Consider the following 21440-nt stretch of genomic DNA (forward strand, 5'->3'; position numbering starts at 1 on the left):
CCGGGGTCGGCCGGCTGGTCAGGCCGGGTCCAGGTCGAGGTCCGCGACGACCGGGTAGTGGTCGGAGGCGTACTCGGTCTCGCCGCCGCGCAGCACCCGGCAGTCCCGCACCCGGTCGGCGAGCGCGGCCGTGCCGAACAGGTAGTCCAGCCGCATCCCCGAGAACTCGGCCCCGCCGCCGTGCCGGGTGGGCGCGGTCAACCCGGCGTCGGGCGGCCCGGTCGCCGCGCCGTCCCGTTGCCGGCCGGCCGCCGCCGCGTACAGGTCGACCAGGCCGGCGGCGAGCAGCCGGGCCACCGCGCGGGTCTCCACCGTCCGCCCGTCCCGGCGCAGGTGACGTCGGCGGTACGCGGCCGGGAGCCGGGCGACGCGGTCGGTGTGCTCGGCCACCGGGTCGAGGGTGTTGAGGTCACCGGCCAGCAACGCCAGCTCCCCCGGGGCGCGGCGCAGCGCGGCGGCGGCCCAGCCCGCCTCGACGCGCCGCCGCAACCCCGAGTACGGGTCGAGGTGCACGCTCAGCACCGTCAGCGCGCCGGCGGTCGTCGCCACGGTGACCCGCTGCGCGGCGTGGTGGAACGGCCGGCGCACCCGGGTCGCGGCGATCGCCCGCAGCGGCGGGCGCAGCAGCACCGCCACCGGCTGACCGAAGCAGGACCGGGCCAGGTGAGGCCGCATCCCCACCCGGTCCGCGAAGTCGTCGAGCACGCCGCCCGCGTCGAAGTCCCGCAGCTCCTGCAGGGCGAGCACGTCCGGCCGTTCGGCGGCGACGACCCGGACCAGCCGGTCCCGCCGGTCTGCGCCGCCCCGGTCGCGTCCACCCGTGCGGATGTTCCAGGTCATCGCCCGCAGCATGGGCCGGGTCAGTCCGCCCGGCCGGCCTTGGCCAGCTCGTCGTCGAGGGTGTGCACGTCCTCGGACTCGATGCTCGGCCGGTTGCCCTCGCGCAGGTCCTCGTTGGGGCGGACCACCCAGTAGAGCAGCCCGATCCAGAGGGTGGTGAGGATGATCGCGCCCATGAAGTCGGTGGGGTGGTGCATCCCCCGGTACATCCGGCTGATCGCCACGCCGAGGGGCATCACGACCGCCAGCGCCACGAAGACCCACCGCCACCACCGGTCGGTACGCGGAAAGACGATCACCGCGATCGCCACCCAGACGCAGAGCGTGGCGGCGATGTGGCCGGACGGGAAGGAGGAGGTCGGCATCGGCCCGTCGAGGTTGCCGACCGGCGGTCGCGGCCGGTCGACCGCGGCGGCGGAGGCGAGGAAGAGGCTCAGCTCGCCGAACATGGTCAGGGCCACGAACAGCACCGGTCGCCAGCGCCGCCACACCGCGAGCACGAGCGGGCAGAAGACCAGCGAGATGAGCAGGATGGCGTGGGTGTCGCCGACCTTGCTCCACCAGTAGCTGAAGTCGTCCCGGCCGGGGGTGCGGTGATCGGCGAACCACTGCGGCACGTCGGTGTCCAGGGTGGCGAAGAAGGTGCCGTCGGCGTAGTAGCTGACGAACATGCCGAAGCCGTAGAGCGCGCCCATCACCAGCACCCAGCCGACGACCAGCTCGAACACGGCGGCCCGGGGGTGCGGCAGCAGGTGCGCCTCGTCGGGAGCGGGGGCCACGTCGTGCGCGGCCTCCGGCTCCAGCCCGTCGCTCAACGCCGGGACCGGCCGGCCGCGCTCCAGCCGCCACAGCCGGAAGGCGTACGCGGTGACGCCGAGCCAGGCGGCGCCGAGCAGCCAGGCCCCGAGCACGTCCGAGACGAAGTGCACGCCCAGCGCGATCCGGGTCAGGCCGATGAGGAACACCACGAGGGCGACCAGCGCGATGGCGGGCTTGCGCCAGCGGCGCGACATCGCCGGCAGGAAGACCAGCAGCAGCGCCCCGTACGCGACCATCGAGCCGAGCGCGTGCCCGCTGGGGAAGCTGTCCCCGGCGTACGCGCCGATGGGCACCTCCACCTCGGGGCGCAGCCGACCCACCAGCGTCTTGAGCGCCGGGTCGAGGACGAGGGCGCCGACGCCGGTGACGATCAGGAACACCGCGAGCCGGCCCTGCCTGCGGATCAGCAGGCCCACCACGGCGACCGACACCAGCCAGATGATGACCGCCCGTCCGCCGAGGTCGGTGAGCGCGTTGAGCACGGTCACCAGCGGCCCGTGCGGGGCGACCAGGTCGTTGAGCCAGGCAGCCACGCCGTGGTCGACGTCGTAGAGCGGGGACCACCGGGTCCGGACCAGCACGAGGAGCACCCCGAAGGCGACCCCGGCGCCGAGCACGATCGCCAGGCCGGCGATGGTCCGCTCGGTGAAGTGACCCAAGGGTCGTCGCAACGCCTCTTTCACCGCGTCCACGGCAGCCTCCCTCTCGCCTCTGGCGTGCCGCATTACCCGATCGGCGCTCCGCGTACACCGAGGGACGTCCGAAGCGGACCTACAGCGAACTCATCTCGCCCGTGTCGTGGGTCTCCTCGCGTTGGGCCTCGGGCTCCCAGAGGTCGGGCTGGGCGGGCTCCCGCACCCCGATGCGCAGCGCCTCCAGCTGGGCGGCGAAGGACAGCCCGCCGAAGAGCGCCATGCCGGTCAGGTTGGCCCAGAGCAGCAGCGCCATCATCCCGGTCAGCGCCCCGTACGTCTGGCCGAAGCCGCCGCTGAACCGCACGTACGCGGCGAGCAGCAGGCTGGCCGACCACCACAGCGCGGTGGCGATCGCGGCGCCGAAGAAGAGCCAGGACAGGCCGGGCTGGTTGCGGCGGGGGGCGTGCCGGAAGATCACGGCGACGGCGAGGACGGTCAGGCCCAGGCTGAGCGGCCAACGCACCACGTCCCAGAGGCCGTTGGCCAGCTCGCCCCAGGCGTAGTGCCGCTGCACGGAGTCGCCCATCGGGCCGCCGCCGACGAGGATCAGGAACCCGGTCAGCGCCGGCACGCCGGCGGCGAGGGCGAGGATGGTGGCGCGGACGTACTTCCAGAGCGCGGGCCGGTCCCGTTCCACGCCGTAGATGCGGTTGGCGCCGCGCTCGATCTGGGCCATGGTGCTGGTCAGCGCGACCAGGCCGGTGAACAGGCCCAGGCCGAGCGCCAACTCCCCGGCGCGTTCGGTGCGGTCCCCCTCGCCGAGCAGCTCGGCCACCATCGGCTCGCTCGCCCCGGGGGTGAGGGCGAGCACCGTGTCGGCGACCACCTGGCCGCCCTCCTCCACACCGAGTTCGCTGATCAGGCCGGTCAGCGCGATCAGGAACGGCACCACGGCGAGGCAGAGTTGCAGCGCGAAGGCGCGCGAGTGGCTGAACCCGTCGCCGTAGCGGAACCGGATGAACGCGTCCCGCAGCAGGTGCCAGCCGCCCTGCCGGCGCAGGGTGTGCCAGGCGTCGTCGGCGTTGAGTTCCTCGTCGGACATCAGCCGCGTCTCCGGCACGATCCGGGTGCTACTCACGGCGGGTTTCCTCGATGAGCTGCTCACCACGCTCGGCGGCCGCCTGCGCGTCCTCGGCCAGGTCGGGATCCTGCTCCGGCTGCGGCACGCAGAGCCACAGCGCCCGCCGCCGGATCTCGGCCCTGAGCGTGCGGCCAGGCTCGATGAGATCGCCGTCGAGCTGCCGGGGCTGGGCCCGGTTGCTGGTGATCTCCACCCGTCGGGCGCGGAAGACCTCCATCCGGGGCACACTGTCCTGCCGGCGCACGACCGCCCAGCCGAGCGCGAGCCAGTGCCGCAGCGTACGCGGGGTGAGCACCGCGACGTCGAGGTAGCCGTCGTCCGGTTCGGCGTCGGTGAGCAGACGTACGCCGCCCTGCAGGCGACCCACGTTGGCGACGAGGACCGAGCGGGCCCGGCGGCGCAGCGGCTGCTGGTCGTCGATGCGGATGGAGACCCGCATCGGCCGGTCGCGCAGGTGCCGCGCGGCCCCCACGACGTACGCCGGCCAGCCGATCCGCTTCTTGGTGGTCTCCGAGGTGTCGGCGAGCATCTGGGCGTCGAAGCCCATGCCGGCCATCACCGCGAAGTAGTGGTCCTCGACCGCGCCGACGTCGAGCAGCCGGCGGCCCCGTTCGACGGCGACCTCCAGCCCGGCGGCCAGCTCACCCGACAGCCCCAGGTTGGCCGCGAGCAGGTTGCCGGTGCCCTGGGGCAGCACGGCGAGCGCCACGTCGGTGCCGACCAGGCCGCTGACGCAGGCCATCACGGTGCCGTCGCCGCCGCAGGCGAAGACCACGTCGACGCCGGCCTCGACCGCCTCCTGCGTCTGGCCCCGGCCCGGGTCCTCGACCGTGGTCTCGAACCACAGCGGCTCGGGCCAGCCGGCCGCGGCGAGGGCGTCGTGGACCGTACGACGCAGCTCGTCGAGGTCGGCCACCTTCACCGGGTTGACCACCACGGCCGAGCGCAGACCGCCGTCGCGCGCCGCGCGTCCCTTGTCCTGTCGAGCATCCACGGCGCCAGTGTGCAGCAGATCCGGCACGGCAGCGACCCGGCGGCGCGGTGACGTTACGCGCAGCGCAGACACGTCTGCCCGCCCCGTCCCTGCCGCCTCGTCCGCCACCCGCGCCCCCACCCGCCCACGCGTCCCGCCGGCTACCCGTCGACCATGAGGTCGGGGCTTCTCCGGGCAGCCGATCTGACTGATTTCGAGCGACATCGGGACGGGCCGTGGCGGCGACCAAAGATCCACCTCTATGGTGGGCCGATGGCGTCCGTCAGACAGGTCCAGGTCACCTTCGACTGCACGGAACCCGAGCGCGTGGCTCGTTTCTGGTGCGAGGTGTTGGGATATGTCGTACCGCCGCCGCCGGACGGATTCGCCACCTGGGACGACTTCGATCGCTCGCTGCCGCCTGAGCGACGGGGTTCGGCGTTCGCCTGCATCGATCCCACAGGTGGGGGTCCGCGACTGTTCTTCCAGCGCGTACCCGAAGGCAAGGTCGTCAAGAATCGGCTGCACCTCGACGTACGGGTCGGCACCGGGCTGGTGGGTGAAGAGCGCCTGGCCGCGCTTGAGGCCGAAGGCGCACGACTGGTCGCGCTCGGCGCGGTACGCGTGCGACTGCTGATTGCCGACGACCACAACGAGTCGTGCATGGTGATGCGGGACGTCGAGGGCAACGAGTTCTGTCTCGACTGAGTGGCCGCGAACGTGGATGCCTTCGGCAGGTCGACCCGGATCACCTTCCGCCGAGGACGCAGTACGATCCGCCGGTGCCCCTGCTCCGCCGGCCGCCGCGCCGAGGTCACCGTGCCCGGTGACGTGCGTCGTCTCCCGCTCGGCGAGGTCACGCTGGAGTTCGCCGGCGGCAGCGTGGTCGGCAACCGCTACCCGGCCAACTTCGACGTGCTGCACGTCGACCCCGCCCTGCCGTTCGCCGCGGTGGCCGACGGCATGGGCGCCGGCGAGGGCAGCCGCCGGGCCGGCACGACGGCCATGGGCACCCTCGTCGCGCGGGTCAGGGCCGCCTGGCCCGCGGTCGACGCACGCCAGTTGCGCGCCGCCGTGGGCGACGTCCAGTCAGCCGTACGCGCCGCCGGTGCGCACCTGGCGGAGCTGACCGGCTGCACCCTGACCGCCCTGCTCGTGGAACCCGACGGCGGGCAGGGCTGGCTCGTCCAGCTCGGCGACTCCCGCGCCTACCGTCTGCGCGACGGCCTGCTGGAGCTCGTCACCGTCGACCACACCGCGGCCTGGCTGGGTGTGCTGCACGGCTGGTACCCGGTCGACTCCCCCGCCGCCGGTCGCGCCCGCTACCAGCTCACCCGGTACGCCGGCCATCCGGACGAGCCGGAGGCGGACCTGCTCGCGGTGTCACTGCGCCCCGGCGACGTCTGGCTGCTCTGCACCGACGGCGTCAGCGACCAGGTCGACTATCACCTGATGCGGGAACTCCTGGCGGCACCGCGCCCCGAGGAGGCGGTGCGGGACCTGCTCGACGGCACCCTGGCGGCCGGCGGCGACGACAATGCCACCGCCGTGGTCGTCCGGGTCCACGCCACGGCTGCCCGCTGAGGGGCCGACAAAGACGCCGCTGGCCGGCACCCCGGGTTCGGGTGCCGGCCAGCGAACCCCCTTGCGTGGAAGGTCTGTGGTCAGTTGTTCCAGTGCTCGGCGACGAGGTCGGCGGCCTGCTGCTCCCACTGGGCGTAGTGGTCGGGGTACGCCGACACCTGCACGGTCTGCGCGGCCTCGGTCAGGGGCATGTCCTGCCAGCCGTCGACCTGCTTGAGGCCCTTGAGGAACGCGAGGGTGGAGTACTCGGGGTCGGTGATCTGCTCGACCGTGCCCCAACCACTGGACGGGCGCTGCTGGAACAGGCCCTGCGAGTCGTGGTCGTTGCGGTCACCCAGGTGACCCAGGTTCTCCAGCTTCGACTCCTGCAACGCCGTGGCGATGGAGACCACCGCGGCGCGCTCGTCCATGCCGGCCTTCTTCGTCGCCGCGATGATCGCCTTGACGTTGGCCACCTGCTCGTCGGACAACTCGACGTGCGACTGCGTGCCCTGCACACCATGCGGAACCAGCTTGCCCATGTCCGGCTTGTCGGCCTGCACGGCGACGGCGGTGATCGGGGTCGCCGCCTGCACCGGGGCGGTGGTGTCGGTCATCGGGCCGGCGGCCACACCACCGGCGAACGCGAGACCGGCGATACCGAGAACGCTGTTACGGATGATCGTGTTCATCGCAGATGCTCCATTCGGGGGTCGGCACCCACACGCCGAAGGGGGATCGGCTCACGCGGGTGCAAGCACCGTCCGGCGCCCAAGAACTCGGGGGATCTCCGGTCGAACCGGAGAAGATCTCTCCGGCCGTCGCAGCTGGAGGAAGGACAGACCGGCCGGATCGGCCGGATGTCCGACCGGTGCGGGCCAACAAGGACCCGGGCTGCCGCGCGGGGCCGGGGGCCGCCCCGCACGTCGGTCGGACCATGTGTAACGACCGCCGGCCCACCATCATTCCCGGGGGCCCGGCACACCATCGCGTCGGCGCGGCGTGCCCTGCTCGGTCGTACGCAGGGTGTAACGACCCCGCCCCGGCCACGATTCCGCCCCCACGATGCCCCCGACCACACCCCCAAACCAGACAACCCGCCGCATACGCCCCGACGACGACCCGGGTGCCCAGGCCGCACCGGACAGCCGCCACGCGACCGGACATCGGTCGCAGCGGTTCACGTGCGACCGATGGAGATCTTGGTAGCTGACGGCCCCTGGAGGGGCAGTTCCTCACCAAGATCTCTCAGAAGACCCCAACCGGAGCCAGAAGCGGAACGGGCACGGCAGGACAGGGGACACCCCCCCCACCACGACGCCGCAGCGCCGGGCACAGCGCAGCGTGCACCAGAAGACGCGAAGCCGGCGATCCCGCCCCACCGTGGCACCGACCGGACTAACCTCGGCAGGAGGGCCGGGCGCGATGCCTGCGGAGGTGATTCGGATGGCCGCACCCACCGACGCGGCGGTACTGGTCGGGCTCGGCACGGAGCGCAACCTGTCACTGGTCAGGCTGGCCGCGCAGGAGGCCGCCACGCACGGCCGTCCGCTGTGCCTGTTGCACGCGTTCGACTGGGCGGGCGCGCTTGAGGCGCCGTCTGTCGCGGGGTCGCGCGAGCACGCCGAGGAGCTGATCGCCCGGGCCACGGAGATCGCCAACGAGGTCGAGCCGTCCCTTCCGGTGAGCGGCGAGATCGTCGAGGGCGCCCTCGTGGCCACCCTGGTCCGCCGGTCGGAGTCGGCGTTCCTGCTCGCTGTCGGGGACGGCGGCATGGCCAGGAGCGACGAGTGCGTGTCGGTCGACGCCCCGGCGGTGCAGCTCGCCGCCCGGGCCGGCTGCCCGGTGCTGGTGGCCCGTCGGGAGCCGCCGCCGCAGGGGCCGGTGCTGGTCGGGGTGGACGGCTCGGACAGCTCTCAGGCCGCTCTGGAGTGGGCGTTCGGGTGCGCGGCCGGGCGGGCGGCGCGGCTGCTGGTGGTGCGTGTCGTCGAGCCGGAGGCGGAGGCGGACGCGGAGGATCCCGAGCGGCTCGCCGGGATGGTGGCGCGCTCGGCGCACCGGTTCCCGTCGGTGGCCGCGGAGTGCCACACGATCCGGGGCGACCCCGGCGCCGTCCTGGTGGAGCAGTCCCGCTCGGCGCAGGTGGTGCTGGTCGCCGCCCGGGGCGACGAGCCGTGGCGGGGCATGCTCGGAGCGGTCAGCCAGACGCTGCTCTACCACTCCCCCGCGCCGCTGATCGTGGTGCGCGGGCTGACGGGGATCGCGGCGGAGGGGCGCAATGCCCGCCGCCAACGGGACCAAGGGCCCTGATCCACAGTGGCATCGACCGGCGATGCTGAGGCCGGCCCGGACGAATCCGCGCTCTGCGGATGCAGGATCTCCCAACCCGCGAGAGGCTCATGCAGTATGGATACCGCTCTCGACCTGCACAGCCCACTGACCGATGACGAGCTGCGCCGGCTGGACGCCTACTGGCGGGCGGCGAACTACCTGACCGTCGGGCAGATCTACCTGCTGGACAACCCGCTGCTGCGCGAGCCGCTGGCGCCCGAGCACGTCAAACCGCGCCTGCTCGGCCACTGGGGCACCAGTCCGGGCCTGAACCTGCTCTACGCCCACCTCAACCGGGTCATCGTCGCCCGTGACCTGTCCGCCCTGTTCGTCACCGGCCCCGGTCACGGCGGCCCGGCGATCGTCGCGAACACCTGGCTGGAGGGCACCTGGAGCGAGGTCTACCACCACGTCGGCCGTGACGAGGCCGGCATGGCCAGGCTGTTCCGCCAGTTCTCGTTCCCCGGCGGCATCCCCAGCCACGTGGCGGCGGAGGTGCCGGGCTCGATCCACGAGGGCGGCGAGCTGGGGTACGCGCTCAGCCACGCCTACGGCGCGGCCTTCGACAACCCCGACCTGCTGGTGGCCTGCGTCATCGGTGACGGGGAGGCGGAGACCGGCCCGCTGGCCGGGAGCTGGCTCTCCAACGTCTTCCTGAACCCGGCCCGCGACGGAGCGGTGCTGCCGATCCTGCACCTCAACGGCTACAAGATCGCCAATCCGACGGTCCTGGACCGGATTCCCGAGGACGACCTGATCGCCATGATGCGCGGCTTCGGCTACGAGCCGTACGTGGTCGCCGGCGACGACCCGGCGACGGTGCACCAGGTGCTCGCCGGGACGCTGGACCGGGCGCTGGACGAGATCGCCGCGATCCAGCGACGGGCCCGCTCGGGCGGCGCCGTCGAGCGCCCCCGCTGGCCGATGATCGTGCTGCGTACGCCGAAGGGCTGGACCGGCCCGCGCGACGTCGACGGCAAGCAGGTCGAGGGCACCTACCGCGCGCACCAGGTGCCGCTGTCCGAGGTACGCAAGAACCCCGATCACCTGGCCGAGCTGGAGCGCTGGCTGCGCAGCTACCGCCCGGAGGAGCTCTTCGACGCCACCGGCGCACCGGTCGCCGAACTGGCGGAGCTGCCACCCTCGGGCGAGCGGCGGATGAGCGCCAACCCGGTCACCAACGGCGGGCTGGTGCTGCGTGACCTGGCGCTGCCGGACTTCCGCGACTACGCCGTCGACGTGCAGAAGCCCGGCGAGACGGTGGCCGGCGCGACCGGTGCCCTCGGCCCGTGGGTACGCGACGTGATCAGCGCCAACCCGGAGACGTTCCGCCTCTTCGGCCCGGACGAGGTCGCCTCGAACCGGCTCGGCGCGGCGTTCGAGGTCACCGGCCGGGCCTGGATGGCCGGCACCGTGCCCGGCGACGACCACCTCTCCGCCGACGGGCGGGTGATGGAGGTCCTCTCCGAGCACCTCTGCCAGGGCTGGCTGGAGGGCTATCTGCTGACCGGCCGGCACGGCATCTTCACCAGCTACGAGGCGTTCATCCACATCGTCGACTCCATGCTCAACCAGCACGCCAAGTGGCTGAAGGTGACCCGGGGCATCCCGTGGCGCAAGCCGGTGGCCTCGCTGAACTACCTGCTCTCCAGTCACGTGTGGCGGCAGGACCACAATGGCTTCTCCCACCAGGACCCGGGCTTCATCGACCACGTGATGAACAAGAAGGCCGAGGTGGTGCGCGTCTACCTGCCGCCGGACGCCAACACCCTGCTCTCCACCATGGACCACTGCCTGCGCAGCCGGCACTACATCAACGTGGTGGTGGCCGGCAAGCAGCCCGCCCCGAACTGGCTGTCGATGGACGAGGCCGTCCAGCACTGCCGGCGCGGCATCGGGATCTGGGACTGGGCCAGCACGGACGCCGGCAGCGAGCCGGACGTGGTGCTGGCCTGTGCCGGGGACGTGCCGACGCTGGAGACGCTGGCCGCCGCGGACCTGCTGCACCGGCACCTGCCGGAGCTGAAGGTGCGGGTCGTCAACGTGGTCGACCTGATGCGCCTGCAACCGCCGACGGAGCACCCGCACGGGCTGTCGGACAAGGAGTTCGACACCATCTTCACGCGCGACAAGCAGGTCATCTTCGCCTACCACGGCTATCCGTGGCTGATCCACCGGCTCACCTACCGCCGCACCAACCACAACAACCTGCACGTACGCGGCTACAAGGAGGAGGGCACCACCACCACGCCCTTCGACATGGTGATGCTCAACGACCTGGACCGCTTCCACCTGGTCATCGACGTCATCGACCGGGTGCCGGGGCTGGCCGACCGGGCCGCCCACCTGCGGCAGGAGATGGTCGACGCGCGGCAGGCCTGCCGGGACCACACCCGCGAACACGGCGAGGACGACCCCCGGGTCGTGGAGTGGCGCTGGGTGCGCGAGACGGACCCCGGACTGCGCGGTGACCAGTGAGCGCGAGGAGTGAGCTTGCGAGCCCCGCAGTCGCGCACGAAAGGCGAGACCAGTGAGCGCGAGGAGTGAGCTTGCGAGCCCCGCAGTCGCGCACGAAAGGCGAGACCAGTGAGCGCGGGGAACCCGATGAGCGGCAACGAGATCCTGGTCGGCTACGACGGCTCCGCCGACGCCTCCGCCGCACTGGAGTGGGCGCTGGAGGAGGCCGGCCGCAGCGGGCGGCCGGTGCGGCTGGCGTACGTCTTCGAATGGCTCACCGTGGCCGGCTGGATCGGTCCCGGCATCGCTCCCGGCATCTGGCCGGACGAGACGGCCCGCCGGCAGGTCGAGGAGCTGGTGCGCAAGGCGGCGGCGGACGCGTCCGCCGCGCACCCGGAGCTGACCGTCACGGGTGAGGTGTTCGACGGGCCGCCCGCGCTGGTGCTCCAGGAACGTTCGGCGCAGGCCGACCTGCTGGTGCTGGGCACCCGGGGGCACGGCGGCTTCGGCGGGCTGCTGGTCGGCTCGACCGCGGTCGCCGTCGCCGCCCACGCGCACTGCCCGGTCGTGGTCGTGCGCGGCGAGGCCGCCGCCGGGGGGCGCACCGGACACGTGGCGGTCGGCGTGGACGGTTCCGAGTGTTCACTGCTGGCGCTGGGCTTCGCCTTCGAGCAGGCCGCGGCCCGGCGGGTTCCCCTGCACGTGGTGCGGGCCTGGCATCCGCCGACCGGGCAGCGCCCGCCGTCGGGTCCCGAGGCGCGGGAGGCCGCGGCGGCCGACCGGGCCGAGTTGGACGAGCCGCTGGCCCGGTGGGGCGCGACGTTCCCCGACGTGCCGGTGACCGTGGAGGTGGCGGAGGGGCGCCCGGCGTCCCTGCTGGTCGACGGCAGCCGCAACGCCTGCCTGGTGGTGGTGGGCACCCGGGGCCGGGGCGGCCTGACGGGGATGCTGCTCGGTTCGGTCAGCCAGCAGCTCGTCCAGCACGCCCACTGCCCGGTGGCGGTGGTCCGGGAACGCTGAGCGGGAGGCCCTCCGCCGACGTACGGGGGGCGGTCACCGGGTCTCGGCCGGTTCCGCGGGGCTCAGCGAGAAGTAGTCCTCCTCCTCCTGGGCGAGGTGCAGCCGCAGGATCGCCTCCAGTCCGTAGAGGGCGGCGAGCAGGTCGGTGAGCTGGTCCCGGCGCAGCGGGCCGGCGCCGGCCTGCGCGAGGTGGGCGCCGATCCGGTCCACCAGCCGGCGGATCTCCACGTGGGCGCGGCTCATCGTCGAGGTCGCCTCGGCGCTGCCCAGCGGATCGGCCAGCGCCGGGTAGAGCTGACGCTCCTCGGCCGCCTCGTGCGGCAGCACCTCCCCGGCCAGCCTGCGGTGCGTCCCGCGCAGCGCCGGTAGGCACTCCGGCGCGTCCGGTGCGGTGGCGACCAGGTCGGCGGTGTCCCGCAGGGCGGCGAGCACGTCGTGGATCCCGCCGTGTTCGGCCGCGAACCGGTCGAGCAGCTCACGGGTGCCCGGCGGCACGTCGCGACGGCGTAGCCCACCCCCGAGGGCACGCAACGCGTTGAGGATCACCAACACGTCGATGCCCTCCTGGAGGAAGGCCCCGGCGACCGGGGGCAGCCGGCCGAGGGCGGCGGCCAGCATCGCCAGCACCGCGAGGCCCATTCCGACCGTGGCGCTCTGCACCGCGATCCGGCGGGCGTACCGGGCGACCTCCACCGCGTCGGCGAGCCGGTCGAGCCGGTCGACGGTGAGCACCGCGTCGGCGACGTCGGCCGAGGCGGTCGCCCCGGTGGCGCCCATGGCCACCCCGACGTGCGCCTCGGCGAGGGCGGGCGCGTCGTTCACCCCGTCGCCGACCATCACGGTCACCGCCCGACGCGCCTCGGCGCGTACGCGGGCCGCCTTCTCCCCGGGCGCACACCGGGCCACCACGTCGTCCACGCCCACCACCCGCGCGACCTGGGTGGCGACGTCGGGCCGGTCCCCGGTGACCATCACGATGCGCCGCAGCCCCGCCTCGCGCAGCCGGCGCACGGTGCGGCGGGCGTCGGGGCGTACCGGGTCCTCCAACAGGATCGCGCCGAGCGGACCGCGCTCGCCGCTGACCCAGACCACCGAGCGGCCGGCCAGCTCGGCCCGGGACCGGGCCCGCCCCGCCCAGTCGGGCAGGTCGCCGTCGAGCTGACCGACCCGGACCTGCCGCCCGTCGACCGACCCGCGTACGCCCCGGCCCGGCTCCTCGGTCACCCCCGCCGGTTCGGTCAGCGGCAGGCCCCGCTCGCGCGCCTGCGCCACCAGCGCGCGGGCCAGCACGTGCGGGGAGAGCTGCTCGACCGAGGCGGCGAGACGCAGCACGTCGTCACGGTCGCCGCCGGGGGCGGCCACGACCTCGGCGGCGCGGGGACGGCCGGCGGTCAGCGTGCCGGTCTTGTCGACCAGCAGGGTGCGGGCCCGGCCGAGCAGTTCCAGCGAGCCGCCGTCGCGGACCAGCACCCCGCGCCGGGCGGTACGGGACAACCCGGACACGATCGCGATCGGGGTGGCCAGCAGCAGCGGGCACGGGGTGGCGACCACCAGCACGGCCACCGCCCGGACGAACTCGCCGGAGAGCAGCCAGCCCAACCCCGCCAGGACCAGGGTGAACGGCACGAACGCGGCGGCGTACCGGTCGGCGAGGCGAACCATCGGCGCCTTGTGGGCGGTCGCCTCCTCGGCCAGCCGGACGATGCCCGCGTAGGTGCTCCCCGCAGCGTCGCTCGTCGCGCGCATCGGAAAGCCGGCGCCGGCGTTGACCACCCCACTGGCGACCTGCTCGCCGGCCGCCCGCCGCACCAACTGCGACTCGCCCGTCACCACCGACTCGTCGAGGGTCACCGGCTCGTCGACCTGCCCGTCGACCGGCACCACGTCACCCGGGCCGACCAGCAGCCGGTCCCCCGCCGCCACCCGCTCCAGCGGCACCACCTCGACGCCCCCGTCCGGGCCGCGCCGCCGGGCGGTGCGGGGGGCGCGGGCGAGCAGCGCACGCAGGTCCCGGGTCGCCCGCCCCCGGGCGTACGCCTCCAACGCCCGCCCGGTGGCCAGCATCACCGCGATCACCGCACCGGCCAGGTACTCCCGCACGATCAGCGCGCCGACCAGGGCCAGCACGGCGATCACGTCCACCCCGAACTGCCGGCGCCACAGCTGCCGCAGCACCGACCAGGCCGCGGGCACCAGGGCGGCCACGGTGGCGGACGCCCACACCGCCTCGGCCGCGTCCCGCCGCCCGGCGAGCCGCAGCGCCGCCCCGGCCAGCACCAGCGCCGTCACCCCGGCCAGCGGCGCCCACAGCAGCAGGCGCGACCGGTCCCGCCGTACCGGCTGCTCCGGCACGCACTCCCGCGGCTCCGATCCCACCTGCGGATCGTCTCAACGCCCACCACGTCCCGGAGGAGATCCGGGTGAACCGGCGGGGGCGAGACGCCCGGCCGCGCCGGGACCTGCGTACCGTGCGTCGGCACGGAGGATGACGCAGGATGGAGCGGCGTCCCCGCCCGGGGCACCGTCGGGCTGGGGCACGATGGGGAGAAACGGAAAGGTCGTAACCATGAGCCACGAGACACCGGCGACGGACCGTCCGCTGACCACCGCACTCGCGGAGGCCGCCGCGACGGCCGGGCACGCCCCGTCGGTGCACAACAGCCAACCGTGGCGGTGGCGGGTCATGCCGGACGCGCTCGAGCTGCGGGTGGCCCGCGATCCCCGGCTGACGGCCACCGACCCGGAGGGCCGGCTGGTGGCGTACAGCTGCGGGGCGGCGCTGCACCACGCGCGGGTCGCGCTGACCGCGGAGGGCTGGACCGCCGTGGTGGAGCGGACGCCCGACCCGACCGACGGGGACCTGCTGGCCCGGCTGACCGGGCTGGCCCGCGCGCAGGCCGACCCGGGAGCCATGCGCCTGGTGCAGTGCATGCAGGTGCGGCACACCGACCGGCGCCCGGTCAGCGACGAGCCGGTGCCGACCGCCGCGCTCGGGGAGATCGCCTCGGCGGTCGCCGCCGAGGGCTGCCAGCTCCAGTTCCTCGACCGCGACAACGTCCTGGAGCTGGCCGCCGCGGCCGGGCACGCCGCGTCGGTCGAGGCGAAGGACGCGCAGCTGCGCGAGGAGTTGGAGTACTGGACGAGCCGCAGCGGCACCGGCACCGGTCTCCCGCCGGAGGTGCTGCCCGCGGCGGCGCCCCGGACCACCGTGCCGGCCCGCGACTTCGGCCGCCCCGGCACGCTGCCGATCGGGCCCGGGCACGACCGGGCCGCCGTGTACGGGGTGCTCTACGGCGACGAGGACGAGCCGGACAGCTGGCTGCGCGCCGGCGAGGCGCTCTCGGCCGCCTGGCTGACCGCGACCCGGCTCGGCGTCTCCGTGGTGCCGCTGAGCGGGGTGGTGGAGGTCGCGGGCACCCGGCAGACGCTGCGCGGGCTGCTCGCCGGCCTCGGCCACCCGTACCTCGTGATCCGGCTGGGGCTCGCGGACCCGGCACACGCCGGCCCGCCGCACACCCCGCGCCTGGACGTCGCGCAGGTGGTCGACACCTCGGCGGTGCGCTCCACGGACGCGTAGCGGGGCCCGGGGGCCCCGGCCACCGGGCGTTACCATCGCCCGGTGGCCAGCACCCCGAACCCCCGCCCCGAACCGCACGTGACCCCCTCGCTGGGGCTCAGCCCGCTGTCCCGGGTGCGGCTCGACGAGCTGCTCCAGGAGATGCTGGACCGGGTCGGGGAGGTGGTGACCAGCCGGGAACGGCTGCGCGCCCTGCTCGACGCGGTGGTCGGCATCGGCACCGACCTGGACCTGCGCAGCACCCTGCAACGGATCGTGCAGGCGGCCTGCGAGCTGGTCGGCGCCCGCTACGGCGCGCTCGGAGTGATCGGCCACGACCGGATGCTGCACGACTTCATCACCCACGGCATCGGCCCGGAGCTGCACGCCAGGATCGGTGACCTGCCGCACGGGCGGGGCGTGCTCGGCCTGCTCATCGACGACCCGCACCCGCTGCGGATGCCCGACATCACCCAGCACCCGAAGTCCTACGGGTTCCCGCCGCACCACCCGCCGATGCACAGCTTCCTCGGCGTGCCCGTCCGCATCCGCGAGCAGGTGTTCGGCAATCTCTACCTGGCCGAGAAGCAGGGGAGCGCGGAGTTCACCGAGGACGACGAGGAGATCGTCGTCGCGCTCGCCGCGGCGGCCGGCGTGGCGATCGAGAACGCCCGTCTCTACGCGCTGGCCCACCGCCGGGAACGCTGGCTGGCGGCGACCGCCGAGATCACCGCCGTGCTGCTGGGCGAGGTGCGCCGTACCGACGCCCTGACGCTGGTGGCCCGGCGCGCCCGCGAGGTCGCCGAGGCGGAGATCGCGCTGGTGCTGCTCTACGACCCCGACGCCGAGGAGTTCACCGTCGAGGTGGTCGACGGCGCCGACGAGCAGGCCGGCGCCCTCGTCGGCACCGTGCTGCCGGCGGCCGAGACGAGCTTCGCCGCCGCCGTCGTCGAGGGCCGGCACGACCGGGTGGACGACCTGGCCCACGCCGCGCCCTGGCCGGCGCTGCTGCGCACCGGCCCGGCGATGGTCGCACCGCTGGCCACCGCCGACCTCCTGCACGGCGTGCTGGTGATCGCGCACCGCCCCGACCGGGCGCCCGTCGCCAACGACGACGACATGGCCCTGCTGGGCAGCTTCGCCGGGCAGGCCGCACTGGCCATGGAACGGGCCCGCGGGCAGGAGGAACGGGAGCTGCTGGTGGTCCTGGAGGACCGCGAGCGCATCGCCCGGGACCTGCACGACGTGGTCATCCAGCGGCTCTTCGCCACCGGCCTGCAGTTGCAGAGCGCCGCCCCGATGACGACGAAACCGGAGGTCGCCAGGCGGGTCAACGCGGCGGTCGACGACCTGGACGCCACGATCAAGGACATCCGCCGCACCATCTTCGAGCTGCGCACCCCGATGAGCGCGGCGCTGCGCACCGAGATCCGGGAGGCCGTCGACCTGGCCGCCGAGTCGCTCGGCCACCGGCCCCGCCTGGAGCTGAGCGGGCCGGTCGACAGCGCCGTCCCCGACGCGGTCCGCCCCGACCTCACCGCCGTGCTGCGGGAGGCGCTGTCCAACGCGGTACGGCACGCGCGGGCCGACCGCGTGGCGGTGGCGGTGCGGGTCGGTGCCGGCCGGGTGACCGTCACCGTCACCGACGACGGGGTGGGCTGCGATCCGGCCGCCGCGCGGGGCGGCCTGGTCAACCTGCGCGAGCGCGCCGAGCGCCACGGCGGCGAGTTCGACGTACGCCGGGTCGAGCCACGCGGTACCGAACTCCTCTGGTCGGTCCCGCTGCGGGACTGACCCCCCGGGTGTCCAGGGAGTCGTACCGAGCGTCAGGCGGGCGTCAGGGGGTCTTGCCGAGGAGGCGGGTGGCGAGGACGGCCGCCTGGGTGCGGCGTTCCAGGCCCAGCTTGGCCAGGACGCTGGAGACGTAGTTCTTCACCGTCTTCTCGGCGAGGAACATCTTGCCGGCGATCTCCCGGTTGGTCAGGCCCTCGGCCACGTACTCCAGGATCCGCCGCTCCTGCTCGGTGAGCGACTTCAGCTCGCGCGGCTGCTCGACGCCACTGCGGATGCGCTCCAGCACCCGGGTGGTGATCGCCGGGTCCAGCAGCGACTGCCCGGCCGCCACCCGGCGCACCGCGTCGACCAGGTCCGTGCCGCGGATCTGCTTCAGCACGTAACCGGACGCGCCGGCCATGATCGCCGCGAAGAGCGCCTCGTCGTCCTCGTACGAGGTGAGGATCAGTCCCTTGATCGAGGAGTCCACGGCCCGGACGTCCCGGCACACGTCGATGCCGTTGCCGTCGGGCAGCCGCGCGTCGAGGATCGCCACGTCCGGCCGCAGGGCCGGGATACGTCGGGCCGCCTCCTGTGCGAGGCCGGACTCGCCGACCACCTCGATGTCCCCGCTGCTCTCCAGCAGGTCGGCCAGGCCACGACGGACGACCTCGTGGTCGTCGAGCAGGAACACGCGGATCATCCCTCGTTTCTACCCGCCGGCCACCGCTTTCCACACGGGTCGAAGGTCCCGAACCCGCAACACCGGCGCCACCGGAGGGTCGTGACCGACCCGACGGCGACGGGCCCGTCGTGACCGACCCGACGGCGACGGGGCCGGTCGGGCCCGGTGGGACGGGACGTCCGGCCCTGCCCGGGTGCAGCCGCCGTGACGCACCGTGGATACGTACCACCCCCGGCGCACGACCTGCCACGGAAGGAGCACGACCATGGACACCGGCTTCACCGTCGAGCAGCTACGGGCCGCCGCCACCGACGCCGTCCGCGCGCCGTCGCTGCACAACACCCAGCCGTGGCGGTTCCGGCTGCGCGACGGCGGCATCGAGGTACTGGCCGACCCGCAGCGGCGGCTGCCCGCCACCGACCCCAACGGGTGGGGAGTCCGGATCGCCTGCGGGGCGGCACTGTTCAACCTGCGGCTCGCCCTGGCCGTGGCCGGCACCCCGGCGACGGTCCGGCTGCGCCCCTGTCCAGCCGAGCCGGACGTGGTCGCCCGGCTGGTCCCGGACGTGCCGCGCCGCCCCACGCCCGCCGAGCAGGCCCTGCACGGAGCCATCCCCCGCCGGTTCAGCAACCGCGCGCCGTTCTGGCCCGACCCGGTGCCCGCCGACGCCCGCTGGCGGCTCGCCGAGGCGGCCCGCGCCGAGCAGTGCTGGCTGGAACTGCTGGTCGGCGTGAGCGCCGTGAACGCGTTCGCCGAGATCGCCCGCAGCGCCCACCGGGTGCTGGAGCGCAGCCCGGAGTACCGGGCCGAGCACCAGGAGTGGGTACGCGCCACGCCCGCCCCGGACGGCATCCCGGCCGCGTCCGGCGGCCCGCTGGGCGAGCCGCAGGACCTGCTGCCCTCCCGGGGCTTCGGCGGCCTCAACCGGGCCCCCGGGCGGGACTTCGAACCGGAGCCGCTGGTCGCGGTGCTCGGCTCGCCGGGCAACACGGCGGTCGACCAGGTCGTCGCCGGGCAGGCGTTGCAGCGGGTGCTGCTGGCCGCGACGGACTCGGGGCTGGCGGTGTCGATGCTGTCCCAGCCGATCGAGGTGCCCTCGGCGCGGGAGCAGCTGCGGCTGTCGCTGGGGCGGTTCGGCACGCCGCAGATGGTGATGCGTGTCGGCTACGGCCAGCCGGGCTGGCCGACCCCGCGCCGCGAGGTGGACGAGGTGCTCGAACTGCCGGTCGCCCGGTCCTGACCGGCAGCGGGTCGGGCGTGCGCCACGTCCGACCGGCTCAGGCGTGCGCCGCGTCCGTCGCGGAGAGCAGCGCCGACTCCCGGTCGGGGTCCAGCCCGACCGGGGCGCGCTGCGGGCGTCCCGCCCGGGGCGGGACCGCGCCGACCTCCCGCAGCCACGACCAGGTGTCGGCGACCGTCTCGGCCACCGGGCGGCAGGTCAGTCCGGCCGCGTACGCCCGCTCGACACCGCGCTCCTGCAACCAGCGGTACTCGTGCCCGGCCGGGATCCAGATCGGCAGGTCGTTCCACGGCTCCACCCCGGCGGCCAGGATCGGCTCCGGGTCGGTCCAGCACAGCCGGGCTCCGGCGCCCGTGGCCACGACGCAGGCGTCCAGCAGTTCCCCCATCGTCGCGTGCCCGGGGCGGCTCACCACGTTGAACGTCCCGCCCGGGCGCACCGCGCCCCGGTCCAGCAGCCAGCCCGCCAGGTCCCGCACGTCGACGTACTGCACCGGCAGGTCGACCGGTCCCGGCGCCAGCACGTCCCCGCCCCGCGCGATGCGCGTCAGCCACCAGGGCAGCCGGCCGATGTCCTCCCCCGGCCCGAGGATCAGCCCGGCCCGGGCGATCAGCGCCCGCTCGCCGAACGTCTCCCGCACGGCCCGCTCGGCGCCCGCCTTGTTGGCCGCGTAGTCGCCGTCGTCCGCGTCCGGTTCCGCGTCCACCACGGGTGCCTCCTCGCCCACGCCGGGGGCGGCGGGCGTCGCGTAGACCGAGCCGCTGGAGACGTAGACGTACCGGTCGACCCGGTCGGCCAGCGCGCGGGCGGCGTCGAGTGCCGCGCGGGGCGCGCCGTCCCAGGTGTCGACCACCAGGTCCCACTCGCCGTCCGCGAGCGCCGTCAGACCGTCGGGCGCGGTCCGGTCACCCCGCAACCGGTGTACGCCCCACGGCGCCGCGCCGTGCAGCCACCGGTTGAACACGGTCACCGCCCAGCCCCGACGTACCGCCTCGGCGACCGTCGCGCCGCCCACGAATCCCGTTCCGCCCAGCACCAGCAGCCTCATGCGCTCCACTGTGCCGGCCGCGGGCGGCGGGGCGGTGCCGTGTTCACCGTCGGCGGATCTGCCCACGGCAGAACCCACGGCCGGCAGGACGGATCCTGGCGTGTTCGTGGTGGGGTTGGGCGGTTCGCGAATGCTCGCCCGCCTGGTCAGGCCGTTGCCGGGTCGCTCCCGCTCGCTGGAATAGCGCCCGCGGGGCGGAAGTCGTGGTGGGCGATACTGGGTTTGAACCAGTGACCTCTTCCGTGTCAAGGAAGCGCGCTCCCACTGCGCCAATCGCCCGGGGTGACCGCCCGGTCCGGCAGGCCGGACCACGAGGGGCGGATCGCGAGCGGACGACGGGATTCGAACCCGCGACCCTCACCTTGGCAAGGTGATGCGCTACCAGCTGCGCTACGTCCGCGTGCCGCCGGTGTTCGTCGGCGACGGGGGAAACTCTACCCGACGGCAAGATCGCCTGACACGCCACCCCGCCGGGGCCCGGCCAGTCGATGATTGCGCTGCTCACACGCGGGGTACTGACGTCCATCGACAGCACACCACATCCCCTACCAAGGAGGCTGTCGTGGGTATCGGCACCAGCATCTTCCTGATCGCGCTCGGCGCGATCCTCACCTTCGCGCTCGACGCGAGCGTCGGCGGCATCAACCTCGACGTCGTGGGGTGGATCCTGATGGCCGCCGGCGTGCTCGGCCTCATCATGACCACGCTCGTCCGGGGGCGCCGTCGCCGGGTGGTCAGTACGACCGAGCCGGTCGAGTACCGGCGGGTCGAGGAGCGTCGAGACGTCGCCCCGCCGCTCTGACACCGGTCTGCGCGGCCGCCGGAGCTGAACGGTCGCGCAGCACACGGCCGACGTGCCGGTCACCCGGGGGGGGTGGCCGGCACGTCGCGTCCGCGCAGCCCGTACGACCGCCCCGGCAACGGTCGGCGGCGGGTGACCGCAGGTCCTGCCCCCGGGCGCGACACGGGCCCGGGTTGCGTGTGGAACGGCGAAGGCCCGTCACCGGGTGGTGACGGGCCTTCGTGCTGGTGGGCGATACTGGGTTTGAACCAGTGACCTCTTCCGTGTCAAGGAAGCGCGCTCCCACTGCGCCAATCGCCCTCGCTTGTTACCGAGGTGGGGACGGGATTTGAACCCGCGTACACGGCTTTGCAGGCCGTTGCCTCGCCTCTCGGCCACCCCACCGAGGTTGCCCCCGTCATGCGTGGCGGCAGCTCCGAGCGGACGACGGGATTCGAACCCGCGACCCTCACCTTGGCAAGGTGATGCGCTACCAGCTGCGCTACGTCCGCTTGTCTCCGGCGTTAACCGGTGACGGGTGAGAACTTTAGCCGAGCCGGCGAGCGGTTGCCAAATCG

Annotated in this window: 17 protein-coding genes and 5 tRNA genes; 9 read left to right on the forward strand and 13 right to left on the reverse strand. The window is 74.1% G+C overall.

Translation table 11 applies throughout. The features are described from left to right. Positions 1 to 18: 18 nt before the first annotated feature. The 4 genes from KBX06_RS10285 to KBX06_RS10300 all read right to left on the reverse strand — a co-directional run bounded on the left by KBX06_RS10285 (position 19) and on the right by KBX06_RS10300 (position 4429). A complete protein-coding gene (locus KBX06_RS10285; protein WP_210834247.1) occupies positions 19 to 852 on the reverse strand; it encodes an endonuclease/exonuclease/phosphatase family protein in 834 nt (277 codons plus the stop codon). Positions 853 to 860: 8 nt separating this feature from the next. After that, positions 861 to 2351, reverse strand: a complete 1491-nt coding sequence (locus KBX06_RS10290) for a phosphatase PAP2 family protein (RefSeq protein ID WP_210834248.1) — start codon at positions 2349 to 2351, stop codon at positions 861 to 863. Between the two features lie 79 nt (positions 2352 to 2430). Further along, positions 2431 to 3432, reverse strand: a complete 1002-nt coding sequence (locus KBX06_RS10295; protein WP_210834249.1) for a YihY/virulence factor BrkB family protein — start codon at positions 3430 to 3432, stop codon at positions 2431 to 2433. Continuing rightward, positions 3425 to 4429 (reverse strand): diacylglycerol kinase family protein, encoded by a 1005-nt coding sequence (locus KBX06_RS10300; RefSeq protein WP_210834250.1) that lies wholly within the window; start codon positions 4427 to 4429, stop codon positions 3425 to 3427. The genes KBX06_RS10295 and KBX06_RS10300 overlap by 8 nt, the downstream gene beginning before the upstream one ends. Positions 4430 to 4681: 252 nt before the next feature. Between KBX06_RS10300 and KBX06_RS10305 the strand changes: the two genes are divergently transcribed. Continuing rightward, positions 4682 to 5116 carry a VOC family protein gene (locus KBX06_RS10305; RefSeq protein ID WP_210834251.1) on the forward strand — a complete coding sequence of 145 codons (435 nt, stop codon included), beginning with the start codon at positions 4682 to 4684 and terminating at the stop codon, positions 5114 to 5116. A 123-nt stretch (positions 5117 to 5239) separates the two neighbouring features. Next, positions 5240 to 5992 carry a serine/threonine-protein phosphatase gene (locus KBX06_RS10310; protein ID WP_307854554.1) on the forward strand — a complete coding sequence of 251 codons (753 nt, stop codon included), beginning with the start codon at positions 5240 to 5242 and terminating at the stop codon, positions 5990 to 5992. An 80-nt stretch (positions 5993 to 6072) separates the two neighbouring features. On the opposite strand, the gene KBX06_RS10315 is transcribed toward KBX06_RS10310, so the two are convergent. Further along, positions 6073 to 6663 (reverse strand): hypothetical protein, encoded by a 591-nt coding sequence (locus KBX06_RS10315; RefSeq protein WP_210834253.1) that lies wholly within the window; start codon positions 6661 to 6663, stop codon positions 6073 to 6075. A 754-nt stretch (positions 6664 to 7417) separates the two neighbouring features. Here KBX06_RS10315 and KBX06_RS10320 point away from each other — a divergent pair. The 3 genes from KBX06_RS10320 (at position 7418) to KBX06_RS10330 (ending at position 11779) form a co-directional block, all read left to right on the forward strand. After that, positions 7418 to 8281: a universal stress protein gene (locus tag KBX06_RS10320; protein WP_210834254.1), complete on the forward strand. Its 864-nt coding sequence runs from the start codon at positions 7418 to 7420 to the stop codon at positions 8279 to 8281. A gap of 96 nt (positions 8282 to 8377) precedes the next feature. Beyond that, positions 8378 to 10780, forward strand: coding sequence for a phosphoketolase (locus tag KBX06_RS10325; protein ID WP_210834255.1), 2403 nt, complete (start codon positions 8378 to 8380; stop codon positions 10778 to 10780). 126 nt (positions 10781 to 10906) lie between these two features. Beyond that, the gene (locus KBX06_RS10330; RefSeq protein ID WP_210834425.1) at positions 10907 to 11779 is read left to right on the forward strand and encodes a universal stress protein; all 873 of its coding nucleotides are present in this window, start codon (positions 10907 to 10909) and stop codon (positions 11777 to 11779) included. 33 nt (positions 11780 to 11812) lie between these two features. On the opposite strand, the gene KBX06_RS10335 is transcribed toward KBX06_RS10330, so the two are convergent. After that, positions 11813 to 14155 (reverse strand): heavy metal translocating P-type ATPase, encoded by a 2343-nt coding sequence (locus KBX06_RS10335; RefSeq protein WP_210834256.1) that lies wholly within the window; start codon positions 14153 to 14155, stop codon positions 11813 to 11815. A gap of 190 nt (positions 14156 to 14345) precedes the next feature. Between KBX06_RS10335 and KBX06_RS10340 the strand changes: the two genes are divergently transcribed. Continuing rightward, a complete protein-coding gene (locus KBX06_RS10340; protein ID WP_210834257.1) occupies positions 14346 to 15356 on the forward strand; it encodes a nitroreductase family protein in 1011 nt (336 codons plus the stop codon). A gap of 141 nt (positions 15357 to 15497) precedes the next feature. Next, entirely contained in the window at positions 15498 to 17129 is a 1632-nt protein-coding gene (locus KBX06_RS10345) for a GAF domain-containing protein (RefSeq protein WP_247685646.1), read from the forward strand. A 43-nt stretch (positions 17130 to 17172) separates the two neighbouring features. On the opposite strand, the gene KBX06_RS10350 is transcribed toward KBX06_RS10345, so the two are convergent. Next, positions 17173 to 17811, reverse strand: a complete 639-nt coding sequence (locus KBX06_RS10350; RefSeq protein ID WP_101414802.1) for a response regulator transcription factor — start codon at positions 17809 to 17811, stop codon at positions 17173 to 17175. Between the two features lie 247 nt (positions 17812 to 18058). Between KBX06_RS10350 and KBX06_RS10355 the strand changes: the two genes are divergently transcribed. Then, entirely contained in the window at positions 18059 to 19033 is a 975-nt protein-coding gene (locus KBX06_RS10355) for a nitroreductase family protein (RefSeq protein WP_210834259.1), read from the forward strand. 37 nt (positions 19034 to 19070) lie between these two features. On the opposite strand, the gene KBX06_RS10360 is transcribed toward KBX06_RS10355, so the two are convergent. The 3 genes from KBX06_RS10360 to KBX06_RS10370 form a co-directional block, all read right to left on the reverse strand. After that, entirely contained in the window at positions 19071 to 20081 is a 1011-nt protein-coding gene (locus KBX06_RS10360; RefSeq protein ID WP_210834260.1) for an NAD-dependent epimerase/dehydratase family protein, read from the reverse strand. A 204-nt stretch (positions 20082 to 20285) separates the two neighbouring features. After that, positions 20286 to 20360: transfer RNA gene (locus KBX06_RS10365), tRNA-Val, on the reverse strand. A gap of 48 nt (positions 20361 to 20408) precedes the next feature. After that, positions 20409 to 20481 (reverse strand) — tRNA-Gly (locus KBX06_RS10370). A 162-nt stretch (positions 20482 to 20643) separates the two neighbouring features. On the opposite strand from KBX06_RS10370, the gene KBX06_RS28450 reads away from it, so the two are divergent. Beyond that, on the forward strand, positions 20644 to 20883 hold the full coding sequence (locus tag KBX06_RS28450) for a DUF6458 family protein (protein WP_210834261.1): 240 nt from the start codon (positions 20644 to 20646) through the stop codon (positions 20881 to 20883). A 225-nt stretch (positions 20884 to 21108) separates the two neighbouring features. Here the strand turns inward: KBX06_RS28450 and KBX06_RS10380 are convergent. The 3 genes from KBX06_RS10380 to KBX06_RS10390 all read right to left on the reverse strand — a co-directional run bounded on the left by KBX06_RS10380 (position 21109) and on the right by KBX06_RS10390 (position 21374). Beyond that, positions 21109 to 21183: transfer RNA gene (locus KBX06_RS10380), tRNA-Val, on the reverse strand. A gap of 13 nt (positions 21184 to 21196) precedes the next feature. Next, positions 21197 to 21267: transfer RNA gene (locus KBX06_RS10385), tRNA-Cys, on the reverse strand. A 34-nt stretch (positions 21268 to 21301) separates the two neighbouring features. Then, a tRNA-Gly gene (locus KBX06_RS10390) sits at positions 21302 to 21374 on the reverse strand. Between the last annotated feature and the right edge of the window lie 66 nt (positions 21375 to 21440).

The sequence above is a fragment of the Micromonospora sp. C31 genome, assembly GCF_018070575.1.
GTDB lineage: Bacteria > Actinomycetota > Actinomycetes > Mycobacteriales > Micromonosporaceae > Micromonospora.